An 18,392-nucleotide genomic window follows, 5' to 3' on the forward strand; every position below is an offset into this window, starting at 1 on the left:
TACAGACACTGTCAGTACATTTTTCAAAATAGCTTCAACATTTTTGTAAGGCTTTGCGAGCTCAGATATTGTGTCCACAATATCCCAAAAATCATATCGCCTGCCATTTCAAACCTCACGGTTCAAAAAACAAACGATATGACAATGTGGTGGCTCCGCCCCCAAACCCCCAAGATAAATCTAAATTAAAAAAAGTATAACAAATACTTTTTGATAAAATTATCACAGAAAAAAGAGCCCTGTCGGACTCTTACAAATTAAAACAATGTCTCTGATATTCATACTGTCTAATACCACTACTGTCTTTGTTCATCTTGATAGAAAAAACAAAGTAATGATCACGACCGTCTAAAGATTTACTTTTGTTAAGTTTAAAATAATGTTTTTGAGACATAGCCATTGTGCGTAAAATATCATCTGTGATAAATGTTAATGGTATATCTAAAGCTGAATACTTGTAAAAATCTGACTCAAACTGTAAATAAGAATCTGAAAAATAATCTAGCTGCAATTTATCATCATATAATTCTTTACGATTCATATAAATCCACCCCTTCTATTTGGATATCGAGTATATCTTCCCATTTTAATCGAAGAAAACCAGTATCTGATTTAATAGATATAAACTCTTTTCCAATCTCTTTAACAATACCCGATACTACTTTTCTTCTATTGGATAACTTAAAAACAAAAGTTGCAGGGAAGACATTTGTATACAGTTGCCGAACAAATAGAACTTTCTCTTCCATTGATAGGGAAATGGAGATATCTTCTTTATTTTTTTCTTCCCAAAGAGAACTTGAATGTTCTGACAAAAAGAAGCCCATCCACTTAGCCATCCCACGATCTTGATACTCTCTTGCAGATAGAAAAGGTAAATAAGAACGATTCATCATTTTAGTCCATCTAATCCTCCAGCTGAATGACCACCAATGAGTTTGCTTCTAGCAATGGTTCTAGAAGCTTGATCCAGGGCATTACCTTTCAATAATGAAGTAAAACCAAATTCTGTTCGAATAGCATCGATTGCGGACTGGAGCCTTTCTTCTTTTTCTATTTTTTCAATATCATCAAATAATGAAATCAATCCAAAGGATTCATCCACTAAACCAGAATAATTCACTGCCACATTCCTGATAGCTCCTGAAGTATATTTAGTGTGAAATAACTTTAAAACGTAGTTTGTCAGTAGTGCTGTTTGATTGGTTGGTTCAATCTTGATTTGAGTATGAATAGATCGTTTCTGTTCCGCCTTAGAATACCCCAAGTGTATAGAAACTACTGTTGCTTTTTTACCTGCTCTTCTCAATCTAACCGCAACTTGTTCTGCCATTTCACGAAGTATAATTTCAATATCTCTTTGCTTTATATAATCTCTAGGTAAAACTTGCGAGTTCCCTACTCCTTTTGATTTTGGCTTATAAGGTTTATGAACATTGCTTTCATCAATCCCATTGGCATGAAACCATAACTCTAGTCCCATAATCCCAAGCTCTTTTTTAATCAAGTCAGGATTAGCCTTTGCCAATTCTTTAATCGAAAAGATGCCTAAACCATGTAATCTCTTCTCCATCCGATTTCCAATTCCCCAGAAATCTGTCATTTTAGAAATAGTCCATACTTTCTTTTCGACATCCTCATAGGACCAATTGGCTCTCATTGTCGGAGTTTTTTTAGCTTCATTATCTAGTGCTAACTTAGCTAATAAGGGATTGGAATTAGACATGCCTACAGTTGAATAGATTCCTGTTTTTCTCCAAATCTTTTTTTGAATAGCAGCCGAAATAATATCTAATTTATCTTTCCTACTAATTCTTCTATCTGGCACAAAATAATTTAATGAACTGGTTAAATCAATAAATCCTTCATCAATTGAGTAGGGATAAATATCGTCTGGTGCCGCAAAATCTTGAAAGATTTTTTGAATCTCCATATTGACTGCAATATAAGTATCCATTCTCGGAGGAACAATCACTGTTGATTTTGCCCATTCTTCTATATAACGAACATAGTCCATCGTTGTCGGTAAGCCTTGTTTTCTAGCATTATAATAAGAGAATTTGCGAGTCTTTACATCAAATGGTAAATCATAGGAACGTCCAACGTTCGACTTTCCAAAGACCTTTTTAAACATAGGAGAGGAAGCAAGGATTAAACCCGCAGAATTATCTGCACGACTCATAACACAAAGTGAAGTCTTAAGTGGATGCAGGCCTCTATCTACACATTCTACACTTGCGTAAAAAGATTTCATATCAATAAAGGCAATGTCACTTTTAGGTTCGAGACTATAATCAAACCAACTCATACTTAGTCCTCTAAAGGAATAAAGTTCCCAACGATTTTCCCTATAATGCGAGGATTCTCATCATAAGGTGCAAACTTATCTGAATAGTTCCGATTGAGTGAAACTAAACGAAGTCCATTTTCTTCACGATACACTTTCTTAATATAGGTTTGACCATCCCAATCTATCGCATAAATAGCTCCATCATAATCAAATCCTGTTTGCTTAATAAGGGCTACAGAACCATTTTCATATGTCGGTTCCATTGAATTACCAAACACCCATGATGCAAAGTCATAATCAAATTGATGATTGAAGTAAACTGTATCGTAATTACCATCATCAAAGTAAGCTGTTCCTGTACCAGCTGATAATTTTTCATAGACCTTATAAGCAAATCGTTCAGAAACTTCTACAACTTTAGAGTTTTGATTGTTCAATAAGTCTTTTGCATAATGAAGTGTCGCTTTTTGATTCTTTTCAGTTAGCTTGAGATAAGTTTCAACTATTTCATACTCTGATTCAAAATATCGAGGATCAACATTCAAAATCTGACTCAATTTGGTTAGATTGTTTTGATTAGGCTTTGTTTTACCTGATTCCCAATTAAAGTATGAAGCTCTACTGATTCCCAAACTGGATGCAAGTTGAGATTGTGATAACCCCTGACTTTCTCTTTTTTCTTTTAATTTAATAGGTGAAAACATTTGTTCTCCTTTTGTAAGTTTATTAACTAACAAAAGAATACCATAGCTGCTGGAAAAAATCAAGAGTTTAATAATCCCCAAGATTTAAAATAATCATAAACTACTCTAAATTCGTACTTATATTGTTAGGAAATCATCACTGAAGAATGCTAAAACTTTTGAAAAAATATGAAGAACAAGAAGATAGAGAATATAAAAAGGATCGTTATTTTTTAATTGACGATCCAATAGACTTTATTTTTAAAATCTAACTCTACAAACCATTTCGATTAGTTAAATCTTTCAATCTTTCTTCTCCTGATTTAAGCATATCCTTCTCTACTTGATTCCATTCTCCAAATAGTAAGTCATGAAGAACGGTTGCTGCTGAAGTTGTATTTTCTTTTGAATCATATACACAGCTTCTATCTCGTTGATAAATTTGAATTCTTTCAAAGATAGCTAGTTCTTCCAATTGCCGTGTATTATCAACTAGATGATTTACAATGAAATCATGATGTTCTTTTGGAGTTGCGCGTGCTTGATTTGGATTGATAGCGTACAGTTCTTCATATCGGATAAGGGTGCTCAGATAGGACAGTTTAGGCTTTGTCGCAATCAAAGCTAATTGTACTTCATAGCCCTTATTTTTCAAGAGTTGTGCTGTTTTCTTTGGAACATCAACTGTTCGTAAAGTTCCCTCTATCAAAAGATTGTATCCCAAAGTACTCAATTTTGTTACTAAAGACTCTACCATTTTGCCTGCAAAATCTTTGGTGTATTCTACACTGTCTTTGCCATATTCTTGCTGCAGTTCTAAATAGTGTGGATGTTGAGAGCGAAAACTATCGCCATCTATGATAACAATATTTCTTTGAAATTCTTTCTGTTTAATACGATGAATTGTAGTCTTACCAGCACCACTTTGCCCTCCAAGCAAAATCGCTATAGGTTGCTTACTGGACTTTTTTCCTCTTGTCAGAGAACGAAGATTCCGTGCTAGAGCATGTTTGAATTCACTATCAGTATAATCTTGGATATCCATTAGGCTACCATCCGTTTTTCAGATATCTCTAACATACGTTCAATTCCATCCAAATAGCCGCTATATCTCTCTATTTCATCAAAAGTTTCAACTAGATAGATATTCGTATGAATCAAATCAGAAAGATCATCACTCATTAAAATCCAAGGATTAGATTCATCATCAATGCTAATTCCCTGACTATCTTGATAACGATAGAGTCGTGATAATAGATTAGCTCCTCTTTCTTTCACAATTTCAATTTTTAAAGTCAATTCATAATCTTCAACAGGATTGAGCATTTTATCTTCTCCTACAATATCGACATAAGATACATTAAACTTCTGACAAATGATATCTATTAGTTCCGTAGAGACCGAACTCGTTCCATTTTCATACCGGCTCAAGCTATTTCGAGAAATTCCTACAATTCGGGCAAAGTCGTCTTGTGTTAAGTCATGTGTTTTACGTAAGGATTTTATGTTCTTTCCAATCATGGCAAACTCCTTTTATTTTTATACCACCATTATAACATTTAGAAAAAGTAAATGCACCATTTTTGGTGCATTATTGACTGTTTTTCCTAAATCTCTCTAAATTCTTTTCCAATTGTTCCTTATGAAGTTGATTCTTAGCTTCCTTTAATGTGTCGTCCAAAGTTTCTTCTCTATAAGTTGATTCTGTTTTTAGTTGTTCTGATCCTTGATCTGGAGTGAAAATGATATCTAGCAGTCGGTCTATTTTTTCAAGATCTTGGACAGACATATCAGATAGTCTATGAATTAGCTTCTTAAATACATCACTATTGTCTTGGTTTTTCTTAAAAAGTTTTGTAAACATCTATAACCTCTCAAAAAAAGCAGCCTATTAGGACTGCTTAGTGTAATTCCGAAATCGCATCATAAATGGACTGCAATTTCTTATTGTCTTTATTCTTTGTGTCAATCAACGTATGTAGCTCTTCAATTTTATTTTGACTACTTTGAATATCACTATTGTTATCCGCAATCAGCCTTTTAAGATGTTGCTGATAACTTGTAGTGATATCTGTCTCTTTTCCTGTTCTAACCTCTGTAACTTTGGGTTTAGAACTAGAATTTGATTCAGTCACAGGTGCTTGTTTGCGCTTTTGAAAAGCTGCTTCATAATTTATATCATTACCTCCTTGATGATTTCCAAATAAGGCCGCAATTTTATCTGGATCTTCTTGATTTTCTGATTTACTTTCTAATGGTTGATTAAAATTCCAATCTTTTGTCATTCACTCATTTCATCCTTTCTAAATTCAGAATCATCGAATTGTCTTTCTTTACCAAAGGCATGGTCAAGAGCTTCTTCAAAACTCATGTGACTGATGCTTTGACGTCTTTTGAACGTCGCAAACATCGCTGTCTCCAGTTGCTCTTTGTAAGCAGCTAGTTTTTCTGTTTCTCTTGCTACCTTACTTTCTTGCCTAGTGACCTTTTCTTCTAAGCGTTCAATAATGGTCATATACGATCCTCTTTCATTCTAATATTAGCTAAAACATCTTGATTTTGTTATCACAATTCTAAACATTGAGAGGTTTGTCTTACTGGTTGATTCCTCAATGTCTCTTTTGCATTCTCGATCATCAATTGTAAATCTGATTTCTTTTCTCGAAGAATATCGTTCCAGTCTCTTTTTTCTTTCCCAGATTCATTATCAGGTAAATCCAGTAAAACAGGAAATCCTGATCTAGATAACTTATCAGAAAAATCTTTACCTGCATCATCACAATCTACTGCCAGGGTCAATAAATCAGGATGATTATCAAAATAGCTGGTGGTATCACGAATTGTATTGATCAAAGGCAATAACTTTGAAGGTATTACTGTATCTAAAAATTCCAACTTCTGATTTTCTTCAGCTATCAGTCGTAAAGTTTGATAAGCAACAACGGACCTTTTTAATCCCTCCATAGATACCAAACGAACATCAGATAGACTTTGTTGATGAAGTTCGTAATAGCTCATCAAGTCGATGAACGATTCACAAAAGACCAGTCTATTTGGTTTACCAATGTCAAAGGATATTCCAACATGTCCATGGCTTCCTTTTAGAATCGTTTTTAACCTCTCTCTAGGAAGAGAATGATTCTTATAAATCCCTTGTAAGCTTGCTGCCTGCAGCTTGTGACGATGATTAAAGCTTTTAAAAACAATAACAGGTTCAACTGTTTCATTTGTTTTCCAACTAGCTTGTGCTATCAAACCTTGTTGAATCATCTTTTGTATGATTTCTTCTGAGATTCCTCTACATTCTGTTAAATAATATCTGGCTAGACTACAGTTAGAATCTTCTATTCTCTTTAAAGGATAATAAAATGGTCTCTCTCTTTTTTCTTGAACAGCTTCTTTTTGAAAAGGTTCTTCAGAAAGAAAGGCTAGAGCTTCTTTAAAGGAAATTCCCTTAACAAGTCGAACAAAATCAATGACATCACCTTGAATATCTCTTGAAAACCATTTAAAAGTATTAGTAGTTGAAAAAATCCGAAATGAATCGTGTTCAGGATGTTCATAGACACTGCTCGAAACTTGTTTAAAGGAGATCCCCAAACGATTGGCTACATCAAGAATTGAAATTTGCTTACATTCTTCTATTTCCATGCAATATCATCATTTTGTTGTAGTATTTGGCAGTGATGGAACAGATGAGGATTCTTCCAAAGTTTTGGGAGTGGCCTTATCCAAATCATCTAACCCAGATTTCCAAACCTGTACTTGATTGACCAATAACTTACCTGGTAGTTTCGAATAAGACAACTTAACCGTTCTGGTTTCTGTCTGATTGGTCTTTGATTGGTTGGCATTCTTTAAATCAGATACATAGGTTACATTATAAGAGACCATGGCAATAGCTTGATTCGTAGTCTGATTGACAAAGATAACAGCTTTTTCAAAATGATAATCCAAAATATAATCCTTATACACTTGGTTCATGGCATCATTTTGACTTGACAATTCTTGAGAATAAGCCGATTCAGTCATATAAGGTTGAATACGTGTATTATTTTCCCCTAGTTTTTCTTTCGTATAGTACTGTGTCAAAAATTCTTTTACAGTATCCGATGACAAAATACTTGCTTTATCTTCTGCTTGTTTGTCCTCTACAAGTTTAGCTGCAGCTAATTCGATTTCTTTGCGACTTTGTTTAGCAGTAGAATGTTGACCAGCAGTATATCCCATCATAAGAATAAAGCTAGTTGCAGCCACTGCTCCAACACTAATTAAGGCTTTAGTTTTGACTTTATTTAACATCTTAGACCTTCTTTCTATAAAAACTAGGTCAAGAATAACAAAAAGAACTTGTAAGTTTTATCACATCACAACGAAAGGTAATTCCTACATTTCAGGCGCAAAATCGTACAGTTCAGAGAAAAATATCAAAACTAGCTGTCTTCAGCTTATAATGTAACTATGAAACATTTAAAAGAAGAAAATTTGATAAGAGCTCTTTCTCATATTGAACGACATAAACAAGCCATAAATACAAGTAATAATAGTGAGGATAAAAATTATCATAAATTATTGCTCCAATTTAGCTATGAAGTATATGAAAGAATTAAGGTTAATAAAAAACCTTATCCAAATTTAGATTCAGATAAAGTTTTTTAACCATCTAACAAGTTTACATTTTTTCCTTAGTTTTGGAGTTTATGAAACGCCAACTGAATCCTAGAACCAACATCAGATTGATGAAAAGGTACACAGCCGTAAAACTAGTTAAACCATGTTGTCTGATATCATCAAAGTATAAAGTCGGTTCAGTAAAGAACAAATAAATTCCATAACCCTCAACGAAAATAAGAAAACTGACAAAACCAATCAGGAAAAGTCCACTGGCAATAAGAAAGAGTCTCCATAAAAGAATGAGAATTCCTCCTACTGCTAAAAAAATTACTGGGATAAGGAGTAAATCATTCATGACTTTCTCCTTTCTAGTCAATCAATTGACGATAATGGGTGGCAAGAGAGGAATCAAACTCTTCTAATTTTTGAACTAAGTCCAAATACTCCTCTTTCTCATGTTCTTCAAAGTCCACACCTCGATGATTCTGAAGAGAGATTTCCAATTGACTAGTGAGTTCTCGTTTGGAAAAACTGTAATCGCCTGTCACTTCCTCATAATGTTCCTTTAACTCCTTATAGGCTTGGTATTCTTCAGGCGTTTGAAATCCCTGTACCAAGGCCTCTTCTAATTGATAATAGGTATCTTCCATCATAATTATTACCTCGTTTCTTTCTATCTTTATTCTACCGCGCTTTTCTTTTCTTGTCCGCTATTTGTATCTATTTTTTAATCCAATTCAAAAGAAAGTTGTTCCTGCTTTTCGTTTCCTTTTTCGTGGAATTGCCTTAATGCCTGATCAATAATATCTAAATCCGTTTCCGTTTCAATCAATGGCGCAAGTACATCGTATTCGGCCTTTTTTGTTTGATAATCCTCTTCCTTTGGAAAGTTTTTCTCAATTTCTACCTTAGCAGTAGTCCATTTATCCTTTAATTCATCCAATAAGTTCTGAGTTTTCACTTGGTCCTCTTTAATGTGATCAATCGTATGCTGAAGCCTTTGAATGGTCCCCAAAGGAGAATACAGATCTAAACTGACAGAATACTGATTTTCTCCTACAATCTTAACAGAGAAGGTTTCAGGAAGAGGTTGATTTGTTGGAAGACTAAGCATTTTAATGTCAAATCCTCGATAGCTTGCTAGGGTACGGAATTCTTTGCTGTCAGCTTGATTATGACGGATAAGACGGTGTAGGGATTCCCCTGCTTCAGCTCGTTGCTCAAAAGCTTGTTTGCCTACTGTCATAGAAAATGCCTGGTCTTTCGACATTTCAGACTGTTGAATGTCGCCTTCATACTTGCTTAATCGTTTCTCAAGAATGGGCATATTTTCTTCACAGTAGGAGATTGTATGACGATAGTGATCATTGCTGCGTTGAAAGGCGCGTCTTTGATTTTCTAATAGAGTTAGATCATTCTCTAGTTCCATCTTATATTTGAGATAAGGATTACCTGTTGCTAGTGCCTTAAAATCAGAAGCTGTCATGGTCTGCTCATCAATGTCTTCTGCAGCACGAATCGGCTCCTTAGAAGTCATAATCTGCTTAATATAACGGAGTTTGTTCTCCTGAGTTGCCCATAGATAATTATCAAATGAACCTTTGGTAATGTAGTGGTAAATATCCACTTCCTTGTTTTCATTTCCCTGTCGGATAATACGTCCATTGCGTTGCTGAATGTCACTTGGTCTCCACGGTACATCCAGGTGATGAACTGCTTTCATCTTGCTCTGAACATTTAAACCTGTTCCTCCTTTTTCAGTTGATGCAAGGAGAATCCGCACCTCTCCTGCATTGACCTTTCGAGACAAACTATTCTTCTTTTCATCACTATTGGCATCATGTACAAAGGCAATTTCCTTACTAGGGATTCCTCTATCAACTAATAAAGTCTTAATCTCAGAATAAACATCAAAACCATTGTCCTTTTTCTTAGGTGTGCCAATATCTGAAAAAATCATCTGAGTAGCCTTATTTTCCATTCCCTCACGATAAATTCTCTCAACATTATCCACTACCTGAAGTAGTTTATGATTGTCTGCTAGACTATAACTAGAGTCCAATAAACGCATATCAATTGCTAGTTTTCGTGCCTCACCCGTAATCTTTAACATGTTATCCTGGCTCGGATCAACTGTCCCACATTTGACCATATCTGACCTCATAACTAATTCTTCTAAATAGAGTTTCTGGTTTTCAGTTAACTCACTCTCAATAGGGATAATATGGGCTTCTGGTACAGGTAAATCCAACATATCTTGTGTTTGAATGTCGGCTGTTTCTTTATAGATTTTCATCAACTCAGGTAGATTGACAAACTTTTTAAATCGTTTCTTAGGTTGGTACTTATCCCCTGTAGGAGCTAATTCCATAGAGTTTTGAATTTCTCCAAAAGCACCTACCCAAGAGTCAAAATAATCAACTTGATAGCGTTGTAAGATATCGGGTTGAATATAGTTCATCATAGTATATAACTCACTAATAGAATTGGAAACAGGTGTTCCTGTCGCAAAGACAATATTTTTAAAATCATGTTCTTCCTGAATCTGTCGAACCTTCATTTCCATATCCACGTTCTTCTTAGAGGTTGTATTGGTAATCCCTGCTACATTTCCAAGTCCAGTAATCGGACGTATATTTTTAAAGTGATGTGCTTCATCCACAAAGAGAAAATCAATTCCTAAGTTCTCAAAATCAATAAAACTATCACGATTAAAGCGTTGGAGTTCTTCCAATTGTTTCTCTAGACCACTTATTGATTGCTCTGCTTCTTTAACGGTATACTTATTTTCAGAATGTGTTTTAATCTCTCGTAGTTCATTGAGTTTATCCTCAATATAGTTCATCTGTCTTTCCTTACTGACAGGGATTTTTTCAAATTGAGAATCCCCAATGACAATGGCATCGTAATCTCCTGTAATAATACGTGACACAAATTGTTTTCTTCTCGCCTTCACAAAATCTTTCTTAGTGGTCACAAAGACCTTTTTAGTAGGGAAAAATTTCATGATTTCTTGGCCAAATTGAGCGGACAAACTAGAGGGTACTACATACAAAGGCTTATGAACCATCCCCAACTCCTTTAATTTAAACCCAGCACCAAGCATGGTCAAGGTCTTTCCTGAACCTACCTCATGAGCTAACAAGGCTCTTTTTTCTTCTACGATTCTTTGAATGGCATTCTCTTGGTGAGGACGAAGACTGATGTTTTGTGCCAAGCCATCAATGACTAGATGGCTACCGTCATACTCTCGACTAACCGTTCGATTATAAAGACGATTATAGCTTTCCTCAATGACTTGTTGGACTTCTGGATACCGTGAGACAAAGTCTTGAAAGAGCTCTTGTAAATGCTGCTCTTTTGCTCTTAGAACAGAGGTTTTTTCCAAATCTGTGATGGTCTTTTTCTTTTCTCCTTCCGTAACAGTCATAGTAATCGTCGGTTGGTTTGAATTTAGTAAATTCTCAAAAACCTTTCTTCCTGTATCATAACGTGACCCACTGACTCCAAGACTACTATCTTTGGCACTTGGATAGCGATAAGCAAATGATGTCCTTAAATGAACCTGGCCATCGACAGGATTCACTTCAATGACTTGTTCAACATCTGGCGAAGACAATTCAAATTCACGATTGGTAAAACATTCAAAGGCAAATTTACCATAAACGGATTGAGGAATCCAACGTGACCCTATTTTAAACTCAATATCTGCCAGATGAATCCTTGGAGGGCGAACAGATTCTAACAAATCTAAAGCATGGCTCCAATCATATTCTTGGTTGTTTTCCTCCACTAATAGTTGAACTACTTCTATCTTGTTGAGAATATCTCCTGATAAAAACTGGTTCTTAGAAAGATATTTTCTTTCCCCTCTTAAATAGCTTTCCGGATCCATTAAAATCTGGTCACCTAACTCATCTAAAATAGCAACTTGGCTATGTTCAGGGTAAATTGATACCATATAGTCTAAATCAACCCCTCTACCATCCGATAAACTGGAGTTTAAGGCATCTAAAGCCGTTGAAACTCTTGTAATTACTCTCTCTGGCCTAACCAATGCTTTCTCAAAGGCTAAAGATTTTTTATATTTTACTTTCTGATCTTTAGAATCAATGTATTCATCTTCTAAACTTGCTAGTAAAGAATACTTATCGTCACTATCAAATAAGTTCCGATTAACGGAGGCATTCAAGTATCCAAATTGACTTACAAAGCGGTCATAGTCACGATTGAGTTTACTAAGTAATACCTGAAAATCTGTCCGACTATAATCTTGATGACGTTGAATTTCAATTAAGGATTGATAGGTCTCTCTCAAATCAACCATGCCCTTAATGCGACCAATATCCTTATCCGATAAGGGACTTTCATAAAAGACAGTTTTTTTGAACAGTCCCTTATATTTCCCTCTTTTACTCGCTTCTTCTGACTTGTAAACATCTAGTGCTTCCTCATCTGTCAAATGAAGTTGCACAAATCGATCTATTTTATGTTCAGACAAAGAACTGTCCCAAGCTTTAAAATCTCCATTCTCATCTACATAATAACTAATTTCGTCTACTTTTGAACTGTTCCGAATGCCATGCGTATCTCGGTAATAAATTTGATTTCCCTCGTATCCAAAAGAATAGAGCGCTAAGTCCTCACGTATACGACTTGGGATAGAATTATCCACTTCTTCTTGGATAAAAACAGGTGCTTTCAAAGAATTGTCAATTTGTTTAAGTGCTTCCACATTCTCTAATGCTTTCATTATGTCAGTAGCTAATGTTTCTGATACCCCCTTAACATTGAGAGTACCTCCATTAAAATTACGTACCTCATATTCACCCAAAACTTGTGTATTGTATTTCCCATCAAAATATGGATTGATCCAGACACGCTTATCCTCCTCAAAGGGAATAGAACCATTAAAAACAAGTTCCTCTTCATTAAGATTCTTTGCTTGGTCCTTTTGAAAGAAGAGGAGATCTGTAGTCACTCGGGTACCTGCAATCTTTTTAAAAGCCGTATCTGGCAACCGAACTCCCCCTAAAAAATGAGTGTTGGATTTAATCTCTTGTAAGACATTATCTGTCCGCTTATCCATTGTGCCAATAGATGAGATAATCGACACTTGTCCTCCGTCTCTTACTAAATCAAGTGAGTGTTTGACAAAGTAGTCGTGAATCATATAAGGTTTATCATAGTTTTTATCGGCAATGCGAAAATTTCCAAAAGGAACATTCGTTAAGACTAAATCAAAACTATTATTTTGATAGGGAACTTCTTCAAATCCTCGCACTTCAATATGGGTATTGGGGTGGAGTTGTTTTGCGATTGCGCCTGTCACACTGTCTAATTCAACCCCATAGAGTTCTGATTTATCTCGTATACTTCTAGGCATAGCCGCAAAGAAGTTCCCAGTTCCCATAGAAGGATCTAATATCCTTCCTCCCTCAAAACCATCATCCAGTAACTTTTGCCAAATCTGGCGAATAATCATTGGGTCTGTATAATAGGCTGTGAGAGAACTTTGTTTCATAGTGGAGTATTCTGATTTACTTACTAAACTCTTAAGAGTTAAACGTTCTGTTTCATACTTTGGATTGAGTTCATCAAAAAATTCATTGGCAAGGCCACCCCATCCGACATACTTGGCTAGTAGTTCTTGTTCTTCTGGATTTGCTTGTCGTCTCTCTTTTTCTAATCTTTTAACAAGTTCAATTGCGGCGATATTCGTTTCAATTTTTTCTCGATTTGTCTTAGGATAAAAGTCCTCTAAATCATCTGGAAAAACAAAATCTTGAACAGGAATATCCAACTCTTCTACACTTGAAATAAGTGGTGTTGATTCTGTTTCCTTATCTTTTTCCTTTTCTTCTTCCAGGTAGGAAAACAAATCTATTTCCTGATTTTCACTTGATGAATCAATCTCTGAATCTTCTTTTTCAAGTTCTACGATAGACAATACTTGTTCAATCTCTTCTAAACTGTTCAAGTATAAGATAGGACTTTCTTCAAATAACTGGTTGGAATCATTGAATAGCTCTAGGCGAACTAAGTTATTTAACTGTGCATTTTCAATCGAAACCAACTGAAATACTTGTCCTTTATAACTTACTTGTGAACCGATTGGATATTCCCTCAAAGCTTCTTCTACAATTTTATCGACATTAGAAAAAGAGTTCGTTTCTTCCGTTTCCTGTTCAACATCACTTGAAGGAGACAAAGATTCCTCTACTTGATTAGACTTTTTTCTTATAGCCTTTACTTCATCAAAATGAGTAATAATCTTCAGCTTTTGTGTCAGTGGGAGTTGTGTGTAGTTTTCTTCATGATGGACAAGATCCGTCACGGTATCTAAAGTAGCCATCAATTCTGAACCCAAATAAGCTAGAACATCTCCCTCTTTTTCTTCAAAATGAATCTCAATAACTTCTTTTTTAAGCTCTTTTGAGTCAACCATTAGAAGAAATTCCTCTATATCTCTACTAATACGGTCAGATAGATTATTCGCAACCCGATAGACATTGACTAAATTGACATCCTGATTTTGATGAAATACAAGCTCACTTAATGGTTCTAACTTCTCTTTTCCAGATTGGATGTGAAATCGAGTGGAAAGGTTATAGGTTGCGACTTCTAGCACCAAGTTTTTCTCCCAATTGCTTAATTGAGATAATTTATCTAGACCTGCTTGTCCAAAATTTCTTGTGTAACTTTCTAGATCTTGGTCATTATTTTCAGAACTGGCCTCTAGGAAAGAAATAATATCTTGATGAAATGAATAGACATGAGGTATCTCTTTTATCTTGCCCTCTTCAGCCAAAAAACTCTCTACCAAGTCTTGCCATTTCTCATCAAAATGTTGCGCTTGATAACGAAGAAATAGGCCCATTTTCTCCCTATCTTTTGGAATTGTTCCACGAAACATAGCCAATAATTGCATTACTTCCATACTCGCTCCTTTCATCTATACGAAAATAGGAGAATCACATGATTCCCCTACAACTCTATCTCCATTTCAACCTCTTGAGGACTGGTTTCTAAATCACTAGACAAAAGAGAAACGGCATCTGTTCTCATGTAGTAAGTATATAAGTCTTCTAGGTCTTGTTGGTTTTCAATCCCTGTTTCAATACTAATCAGAGCCTGTATAAATTCCTTGTAGTGACTCTCCATCATATCTGAAATCTTTTGTTTCATTTCCATAAATACTGAAGACGGTTCAGTTATACTTGTTTGGCCCATGTCTTGTAAATCCTTTTCTAAGGGATTGGTTCCTTCTTCTACTTCTACTAAATCTGAACGACCATCACCATCAGAATCTGCGCTAAGAGGATTGGTTCCTAGCGTCAATTCTTGAGCATCAGTTAGTCCATCTTGATCCGAATCACGTTGATAAATGGCTTCCATATACTTCCTTCTTTCCTAGTTAATCTTTTTTCACTCCAATCCTATCAAATATTCCTTGAAAGAAGTATCACAACAAAAAAAGAGAACGAGCCAAAACTGCGTTCTCCTTAAAATGTAAAACATTACTATTAAAGTAAAAAAGACGACTTACAGAACCTGTAAGCCACCTAGTCAGTCGGTTTATTCTGGTGTCTACCACCGCTTGGCCCTTGAGATTTCAAAAACTCATAAATATGTTTTGCTCATTCAAACTCATCCCCACCAAACTGACTAATTGCTGGTAAAATAGTAGTCTGAAGTTGAATGACTTTTGGGAAATAAAATTGAAGATTGACATACACCAATTTTTCTTTCTTGTTCTTATACTTTTGATAAGAAACTTTCAAACCTGTATTATCTGGTGTTTCACCGATAACATCACCCGTTAGAACTCTTGTCCCCTCAATCGCACGGCCATTATGAATGGAATATAAGGTTAAACGACTCCCATTCTCTCCTTTTCCGTTAGTGATAATAAAAAAGGAGGACTTCTACACTTTGGCGTAAAAAGTCCTCTTTTAGAAATGTATTCTTTTTCTATTATATTATTTAATAACGCATAAAAATTTTCCTAAACAAAATATCTTACTTTCACACGATAAAAGAAATTCACATACACTTATATTTTCTATTATCATGTCATGATATTTCATATTTTTATCTCCTTACATCTTTAAATCTCCTTTATTTTGATTTTTCAAATATGAGTATCACTATGGATATTTACAAATATATAACATTGTCAGCTATCGAATTTAAAAATTCTTGGTCATGTGAAACAATGAATATTATTTTCTTATCGCTTTTACATTCGTTGATCAGATGGGATATGTTCATCATATTGCAATAATCCATTCCACTAGTAGGCTCATCAAAAAACATAAGTTTAGATTTTTTACATAGTACAGATGCAATTGCTACCCTTTGCTTTTGTCCACCTGACAAGCTCATTGGATGACGATCTTTTGATTCATATAAATCAAGTTTTTTCAGAATATTTTCAACATAACTACTTTCAATATTTTTTATTCCAAGACCTACTTCACTTGCAATAGAATCGGTAAAAAGCTGATGATTAACATCCTGCATTACAAGGGATGATATTTTTAGCCTATCTGATTTTGAAAGTCTTTTGCCGTCCAAATAGATTTCATCCTTCGATTTTCTTTCTAAGCCTATAAGGCATCTGAGCAAAGTGGATTTACCAAGTCCGTTTGTTCCTACTATGCCGTAAATTTTTCCCATTTCAAAAGAGAGGTCTTTTAAATGCAATTTTTTATCTATGCCATTAAACTTAAATTCAATGTTTTTTACTTCTAAATTTCCCTTATTTTCATTTTCGGGTACTGTAAGTTTTACTCTATTCTTATTTCTTAAACCTAACTTCTTTAGCTTTTCAGACGGTATTTTCATAAAATCTATTTGAGTATATTCCTTTTGTATTTCCCCATCTTTAATCAAAAAAACTCTATCTACAATATCCATTAGATAAAATATTCTATGTTCTGAGATTATAAGAGTTTTCCCCTTATCTTTAAGTTTTATAAGCATTTCTTTTATGATTAAAATGTTTTCTTCATCAAGATTTGATGAAGGCTCATCTAAAACAATGATTTCCGTTCCAGATATATAACTTGCAGCAATACATAAAATCTGCTTTTCTCCACCCGAAAGCTTAAAAATATCTCTATTTAAAAGATGTTCTATCGGAAACAAATCCAACATATCATTTAGTCTTTCATCCATTTGTTTTTTTGAAAGTCCTATATTCTCCAAATAGAGAAGTAATTCAAGAGTAGTATTTATATTGAAAAAGTGTGTCTTTGGATTTTGAAATACATTTGATACTAAGAGCGATATTTCGTATAATTCGAGGTTTTTAATATCTTTATTATCAATCCTGATGGTTCCACCCATAGAAGCTCCATCATATCGTACAGCTAACCCATTGATAGAATTTATAATTGAAGATTTTCCGCTACCACTTTTCCCAGTAAATAATACACATTCGCCTTTTTTTACATCTAAAGAAATGTTTTTTAACACTTTAGGAGAATTTCCATAAGATAGAGATAAATTTTCAATTTCTACCATAAAGCTCCTCCTATAACCATAATCAGTATTGAAAGCACATAAACAAAATCAACTGTTTTCGTTTTGACGGATATGTACCTAGTTTTTTTAACAGGATTTTCAATACATTTTGTTTCTGCTGCCTTTGCAATATCATCAGAAATATTAGAAGACATAACAAGTAAAGGCACAATTACATACTCGATGTATGAAATTGGATTTTTAAATGTAATACCCCTTATTTTCATAGCAAGTTTTATATTGTGACTTTCTTCCCTAAATGAAGGAAAAAACCTAAACATTACAGCAATTGGTATAGAAACAGTACGAGGTAAATTCATTTTATCCATTGAGGATATTACACTTCCTACATCCGATGTTTTTAAAAAAAAACTTCCCGCACTAAATGGAAGATAAAACATCTTACATACAGCAAATAGCATAAAAAACATCATTAAAATCGCATTCATATTTCTAATTACATCAAGATTAGGTATCAAAGAAAGAACCCCAAAAAATGATATGTTTTTTAAGGCTTCTTTCTTAAATCCATTCATTAAAAAAAGAAATGAAATAAGAAGCACAATTCCCCATTCAAAATAGGTATTTACTTTATAAAATACAGCAAATCCAAGTGAAAAACTTACTAAAATTTTACTAATTGGATTGGGATTATATGGATTGTCTAAAGAAACGAGCATTATACAATACCAGCTTTTTCGAAATGCTTTTTCAAAAAGACTTTACCGATATATGCGCCGAGTATCCCGCCGACAACAGCACCGATATATACTAATACCATACTTCGATAATTCAAAAGTGCTATGAGCTTCATTATATAATCGTGACCCATACCGCCTGTTTCCGCCAGTTTAATAACCTTGTCTTTAGCCAACAAAACTTGCATAAGGAAACCACAAATCCAAGTGTTGAATACGACAAATGAGAGCATATTAAATTTAAATGATTTATATTCTCCTTTTTTTCTTAAAAGTTCCGCAATTGCCATACTGATTACAGCATGTATCAATATTACATATGTATTTCCCATTGCAATTGCTAAAAGACTACAAATCAACCCAAGTATAAATAATCCCCATGATTTTTGAACTTTTGCCATAAAGAGCATTATAACTATTCCTGTTATAATGCCTGCCAGTGTAGGGTATGCCAAGTATAAAATCGGTACAATACCAATCATTCCCGAAGCAAACATAAGTACAAAATATATTACTGTAAATACACCTATCGTAACTAAATCTTTAATTCTTAATTTTTCCATTTTTATATTTTCC

At 34.4% G+C, this 18,392-nt stretch carries 19 protein-coding genes and 1 pseudogene; 1 reads left to right on the forward strand and 19 read right to left on the reverse strand.

What is annotated here, in order from left to right:
- Positions 1 to 250: 250 nt before the first annotated feature.
- From B7700_RS07005 to B7700_RS07055, 11 genes are all read right to left on the reverse strand, one after another.
- Positions 251 to 541 (reverse strand): DUF5960 family protein, encoded by a 291-nt coding sequence (locus B7700_RS07005; protein ID WP_001080184.1) that lies wholly within the window; start codon positions 539 to 541, stop codon positions 251 to 253.
- Complete coding sequence (locus tag B7700_RS07010) at positions 531 to 896, reverse strand: hypothetical protein (RefSeq protein ID WP_084888009.1); 366 nt, start codon at positions 894 to 896, stop codon at positions 531 to 533. The genes B7700_RS07005 and B7700_RS07010 overlap by 11 nt, the downstream gene beginning before the upstream one ends.
- Positions 893 to 2,308 (reverse strand): Y-family DNA polymerase, encoded by a 1,416-nt coding sequence (locus tag B7700_RS07015; protein ID WP_084888011.1) that lies wholly within the window; start codon positions 2,306 to 2,308, stop codon positions 893 to 895. Before B7700_RS07015 ends, B7700_RS07010 begins: the two co-directional genes overlap by 4 nt.
- Before the next feature lie 2 nt (positions 2,309 to 2,310).
- Positions 2,311 to 2,994, reverse strand: a complete 684-nt coding sequence (locus B7700_RS07020) for a LexA family transcriptional regulator (protein WP_005590085.1) — start codon at positions 2,992 to 2,994, stop codon at positions 2,311 to 2,313.
- 253 nt (positions 2,995 to 3,247) lie between these two features.
- A complete protein-coding gene (pezT, locus tag B7700_RS07025; protein ID WP_084888013.1) occupies positions 3,248 to 4,018 on the reverse strand; it encodes a type II toxin-antitoxin system toxin PezT in 771 nt (256 codons plus the stop codon).
- Positions 4,018 to 4,494 (reverse strand): type II toxin-antitoxin system antitoxin PezA, encoded by a 477-nt coding sequence (pezA, locus tag B7700_RS07030; RefSeq protein ID WP_000579597.1) that lies wholly within the window; start codon positions 4,492 to 4,494, stop codon positions 4,018 to 4,020. The genes pezT and pezA overlap by 1 nt, the downstream gene beginning before the upstream one ends.
- A 70-nt stretch (positions 4,495 to 4,564) precedes the next feature.
- Entirely contained in the window at positions 4,565 to 4,837 is a 273-nt protein-coding gene (locus B7700_RS07035) for a hypothetical protein (protein ID WP_049534650.1), read from the reverse strand.
- A gap of 37 nt (positions 4,838 to 4,874) precedes the next feature.
- Positions 4,875 to 5,258 carry a DUF5945 family protein gene (locus B7700_RS07040; RefSeq protein WP_084888015.1) on the reverse strand — a complete coding sequence of 128 codons (384 nt, stop codon included), beginning with the start codon at positions 5,256 to 5,258 and terminating at the stop codon, positions 4,875 to 4,877.
- Positions 5,255 to 5,488, reverse strand: a complete 234-nt coding sequence (locus B7700_RS07045) for a DUF5965 family protein (protein WP_000152419.1) — start codon at positions 5,486 to 5,488, stop codon at positions 5,255 to 5,257. Before B7700_RS07045 ends, B7700_RS07040 begins: the two co-directional genes overlap by 4 nt.
- 50 nt (positions 5,489 to 5,538) lie before the next feature.
- Positions 5,539 to 6,624: a toprim domain-containing protein gene (locus tag B7700_RS07050; protein WP_084888017.1), complete on the reverse strand. Its 1,086-nt coding sequence runs from the start codon at positions 6,622 to 6,624 to the stop codon at positions 5,539 to 5,541.
- A gap of 9 nt (positions 6,625 to 6,633) precedes the next feature.
- Positions 6,634 to 7,275 carry a peptidylprolyl isomerase gene (locus tag B7700_RS07055; protein WP_084888019.1) on the reverse strand — a complete coding sequence of 214 codons (642 nt, stop codon included), beginning with the start codon at positions 7,273 to 7,275 and terminating at the stop codon, positions 6,634 to 6,636.
- A 159-nt stretch (positions 7,276 to 7,434) separates the two neighbouring features.
- Between B7700_RS07055 and B7700_RS07060 the strand changes: the two genes are divergently transcribed.
- Entirely contained in the window at positions 7,435 to 7,632 is a 198-nt protein-coding gene (locus tag B7700_RS07060) for a hypothetical protein (protein ID WP_084888021.1), read from the forward strand.
- A gap of 13 nt (positions 7,633 to 7,645) precedes the next feature.
- Here B7700_RS07060 and B7700_RS07065 read toward each other — a convergent pair whose 3' ends face one another.
- From B7700_RS07065 to B7700_RS07100, 8 genes and pseudogenes are all read right to left on the reverse strand, one after another.
- Entirely contained in the window at positions 7,646 to 7,942 is a 297-nt protein-coding gene (locus tag B7700_RS07065; RefSeq protein ID WP_084888022.1) for a DUF5966 family protein, read from the reverse strand.
- A gap of 13 nt (positions 7,943 to 7,955) precedes the next feature.
- Positions 7,956 to 8,240 carry a DUF5962 family protein gene (locus B7700_RS07070; protein WP_000969643.1) on the reverse strand — a complete coding sequence of 95 codons (285 nt, stop codon included), beginning with the start codon at positions 8,238 to 8,240 and terminating at the stop codon, positions 7,956 to 7,958.
- Between the two features lie 74 nt (positions 8,241 to 8,314).
- Positions 8,315 to 14,527, reverse strand: coding sequence for an SNF2-related protein (locus B7700_RS07075; RefSeq protein WP_192855671.1), 6,213 nt, complete (start codon positions 14,525 to 14,527; stop codon positions 8,315 to 8,317).
- Positions 14,528 to 14,574: 47 nt separating this feature from the next.
- Positions 14,575 to 14,985, reverse strand: coding sequence for a thrombospondin type 3 repeat-containing protein (locus tag B7700_RS07080; protein ID WP_000387515.1), 411 nt, complete (start codon positions 14,983 to 14,985; stop codon positions 14,575 to 14,577).
- 245 nt (positions 14,986 to 15,230) lie between these two features.
- Positions 15,231 to 15,500: pseudogene (locus B7700_RS07085) on the reverse strand (phage tail tip lysozyme); the annotation flags it as partial.
- 247 nt (positions 15,501 to 15,747) lie between these two features.
- Entirely contained in the window at positions 15,748 to 17,118 is a 1,371-nt protein-coding gene (locus B7700_RS07090; RefSeq protein ID WP_048773348.1) for an ABC transporter ATP-binding protein, read from the reverse strand.
- Complete coding sequence (locus B7700_RS07095) at positions 17,112 to 17,801, reverse strand: energy-coupling factor transporter transmembrane component T (RefSeq protein WP_162837406.1); 690 nt, start codon at positions 17,799 to 17,801, stop codon at positions 17,112 to 17,114. Before B7700_RS07095 ends, B7700_RS07090 begins: the two co-directional genes overlap by 7 nt.
- On the reverse strand, positions 17,798 to 18,385 hold the full coding sequence (locus B7700_RS07100) for an MptD family putative ECF transporter S component (protein WP_042768183.1): 588 nt from the start codon (positions 18,383 to 18,385) through the stop codon (positions 17,798 to 17,800). Before B7700_RS07100 ends, B7700_RS07095 begins: the two co-directional genes overlap by 4 nt.
- Positions 18,386 to 18,392 lie beyond the last annotated feature (7 nt).

This window comes from Streptococcus mitis, from assembly GCF_002096755.1.
Classification (GTDB): domain Bacteria; phylum Bacillota; class Bacilli; order Lactobacillales; family Streptococcaceae; genus Streptococcus; species Streptococcus mitis_AC.